4 protein-coding genes and 1 pseudogene are annotated in these 3113 nt (G+C 66.9%); 1 reads left to right on the top strand and 4 read right to left on the bottom strand.

Annotated elements, in window-relative coordinates:
• Positions 1–282: 282 nt before the first annotated feature.
• The 4 genes from AC6RA4_RS24445 to AC6RA4_RS24430 all read right to left on the bottom strand — a co-directional run bounded on the left by AC6RA4_RS24445 (position 283) and on the right by AC6RA4_RS24430 (position 2757).
• A complete protein-coding gene (locus AC6RA4_RS24445) occupies positions 283–1134 on the bottom strand; it encodes a 2-keto-4-pentenoate hydratase (RefSeq protein WP_500164759.1) in 852 nt (283 codons plus the stop codon).
• 72 nt (positions 1135–1206) lie between these two features.
• On the bottom strand, positions 1207–1590 hold the full coding sequence (gene gloA2 / locus AC6RA4_RS24440) for an SMU1112c/YaeR family gloxylase I-like metalloprotein (RefSeq protein ID WP_500164757.1): 384 nt from the start codon (positions 1588–1590) through the stop codon (positions 1207–1209).
• A 115-nt stretch (positions 1591–1705) separates the two neighbouring features.
• Complete coding sequence (locus AC6RA4_RS24435; protein ID WP_500164755.1) at positions 1706–1909, bottom strand: CsbD family protein; 204 nt, start codon at positions 1907–1909, stop codon at positions 1706–1708.
• An 86-nt stretch (positions 1910–1995) separates the two neighbouring features.
• Positions 1996–2757, bottom strand: a complete 762-nt coding sequence (locus AC6RA4_RS24430) for an NAD kinase (RefSeq protein ID WP_500164753.1) — start codon at positions 2755–2757, stop codon at positions 1996–1998.
• A gap of 168 nt (positions 2758–2925) precedes the next feature.
• On the opposite strand from AC6RA4_RS24430, the pseudogene glyA reads away from it, so the two are divergent.
• Positions 2926–3113: pseudogene (gene glyA, locus AC6RA4_RS24425) on the top strand (serine hydroxymethyltransferase); the annotation flags it as partial.

The raw sequence follows: 3113 nt of genomic DNA, 5'->3' as shown, positions 1-3113 counted from the left end.
CGTGGTGGATCGCCTGCCCAAGACCCGCTCGGGCAAGATCCTGCGGGCGACGATGGTCAAGATTGCTGATGGCGAGGAGTTCAAGATGCCGGCGACCATCGACGATCCGGTCATCCTCGACGAGATCCGCGTCGCGCTCGAGGGGCTGGGCTATGCCAAGAAAGTGCCTGCGTGATCCGGTGCTGCGCCTGACCGAATGACGAGAACGCCCGCTGTGCTGCAGCGGGCGTTCTTCTTTCTGGCTGTCCCGATGCGCGCGGACGATAGAGCCGCCATCGCGCGTTATTGCGTGAAGCGCACCGACACGCTGGGATCGCCGGGCAGCCCCGTATAGGTCGCCGTCGCGCCGCTGCCGGCCTTGGCGGCGGGCATCAGCGGGCCGATGGAGCCGACGCTGACGATATCGCCGGCCTTCAGGGTGATCCCTGCCGAGACCAGCCACAGCACCGAGTTGACCGGGTTGCCAAGCACGACCGAGCCCGGCGCCTCGGCCAGCACGCTGCCGTCGCCCGCGGTGAGCGTGACGCTCATCGCCTCGAGCGCCGCGAGCATGGCGGCGGGGTCGTCGACCGGAAGGCCCGCGCCCATGACCCCCAGACGCGGCGCTACGCCCATGGCGGTCAGTGTCTCGCCGGTGATCGGCTCGCCCTTGGCGACCATTGGGTCGGGCAGCTCGATGAACGGGCGCACCTCCGAGATATGCGCGATGGCCTCCTCGGGCGAGTTCGCCGCGTTGATTGCCTCGTCGCCGACGACGAGCAGCAGGTCGGCCTCGAGCATCGGGATCGCGCCGAAGGCCGCCGGCACCTCGGCCCCGTCCTCGACCAGCATGTCGCGGTAGAGCACCCCGTGCAGCGGCGCATCGACCTTGAAGCGCTCCTGCATCGCGGCGCTGGTCAGCGCCGCCTTGTAGCCGACCACGGGGCCGAGATGCGGGCTCAGCGCCTCGACCAGCTTGGCCTGCGTGCAGAGTGCGTCCTCCATCGTGCCCCCGGCGCCAAGCGCCTTTGCGGGGGTCTTGGCAAGGTAGCTGTCCACGAAGGTGGAAATCTCGGCCTCGCTTGCACACTCGGCAAAGGCCGCGCCTCCCAGCGCGCAGGACAGTGCGGCAGTGATCAAAAATTGACGGTACATCGGGTCCCTCCTCCCCATACCAGAGCCATCAGAATGGCAGGCAGGGGCCGGTCCGGCAATCAAATCCGCGCCTCACGCCTCGTAGAGTTCCAGCGGCAGCCCGTCGGGATCGGGGAAGAAGGTGAAGCGCTTGCCGGTCAGTTCGTCGATGCGGATCGGCTCGACCGCCACGCCCTTGGCTTCGAGCCGGCGCTTGGCCGCCTCCACATCGCCGACCGTGAAGGCGAGGTGGCGAAACCCCTTGGCCTCCGGGCGGGAGGGCCTGTCGGGCGGGCAGGGGAAGCTGAAAAGTTCGATCTGGCCGCCACCCGGCAGCGCCAGGTCGAGCTTCCAGCTGTCGCGCGCCTCGCGATAGGTCTCGGCGATGATCTTCAGCCCGAGGATCTCGGTATAGAACGCCTTGCTGCGGGCGTAGTCGCCGCAGATCAGGGCCACGTGGTGAAAGCCTGTCAGCATGGTGTTGTCCGTCCCGGGAAGCCTGTGCCTGTCAGAGCTACCAGACCGGCGGACAAAAGAAAGACCCCGGGGGAGGGAACCCCGGGGCCTTCTTACGTGCCTTGACTGAGAAGGGTCAGGCGGCGTGCTTGTGGTAGAACGCGTCGACCTCTCGCTCGGCCTCGTCCTTGGCGATTCCATAGCGCTCCTGAACGACGCCCACGAGCTTGTCGCGGTTGCCTTCGGCGCGGTCGAGATCGTCATCGGTGAGCTTGCCCCACTGGACCTGAGCTTCACCCTTCAGCTGTTTCCATTTGCCTTGGATCACATCCCAATTCATCGGGTTTCTCCTTTGTGTCGGCTTGTCCCGCCTCGACGCGGGGTTCGGACAAGAAACGCCGCCCGCGCCGTCGGAGTTCCACCGGGTCAGACAAATTGTTCGCGGATCAGCCGCTCCTCGAGGCCGTGGCCGGGATCGAAGAGCACGCGGTGCGCGACCTTGGGTTCCGAGCGGATCTCGACCCTCAGCACATCGCGCACCGACTGGCTGTCGGCCTCGGCCATCACCGGGCGTTTTTCCGGCTCGAGCACCTCGAAAGTGACCTCGGCGGTCTTGGGCAGCAGCGCGCCGCGCCAGCGCCGCGGGCGGAAGGCCGCAACGGCGGTGAGCGCCAGAACGTCGGCGCCGATCGGCAGGATCGGGCCGTGGGCCGAGTAGTTGTAGGCGGTCGAGCCCGCCGGCGTGGCCAGCAGCGCGCCGTCGCAGACCAGTTCGGGCATGCGCAGTTTGCCGTCCACGTAGATCGCCAGCCGTGCTGCCTGCGGCCCGGCGCGCAAGAGCGAGACCTCGTTGATCGCCAGCGCCCGGTGCTCGCTGCCATCGGCGCGGTGGGCGCGCATCGAGAGCGGGTTGATCACCGCCTCCTCGGCGGCGGCCAGCCGTTCCTCGAAGGCGTGCTCGGAATATTCATTCATCAAAAAGCCCACGGTGCCGCGGTTCATGCCATAGACCGGCACCGCCAGCGCCTCGGTGCGGTGCAGCGTGTGCAGCATGAAGCCGTCGCCGCCAAGCGCCACGATCACGTCGGCGCCCTCTTCGGCATGGTTGCCGTAGCGGCGTGTCAGCCCGGCCAGCGCGGCCTGTGCGATGGGCGCGTTGGACGCGCAGAAGGCAATTTTCAGCGACATGGGTTTCCTTGGGCTGTCACGCCGTTCCGAAACAATCACAACTTCCCCGAACCCGCCAGTGCCGTCGCCCCTCTACCGGAACAATGCCGCTTTGATCCCTTTGCGCCAGCGCCTCTTTCCTTTACGTAGGCGCCACGTGACGAATCCATGACACCGGAGACCTGCCTCATGAACGCCCCGCACCGCGATGACGGCTTCTTCACCCAGTCGCTGTCCGACCGCGACCCCGAGCTCTTCGCCTCGATCACCGGCGAACTCGGACGTCAGCGCGACGAGATCGAACTGATCGCCTCCGAGAACATCGTCTCCCGCGCCGTGATGGAAGCGCAGGGCTCGGTGATGACCAACAAGTATGC

This window comes from Salipiger sp. (assembly GCF_059781815.1).
This window is presented reverse-complemented; position numbering and strand designations above follow the sequence as displayed.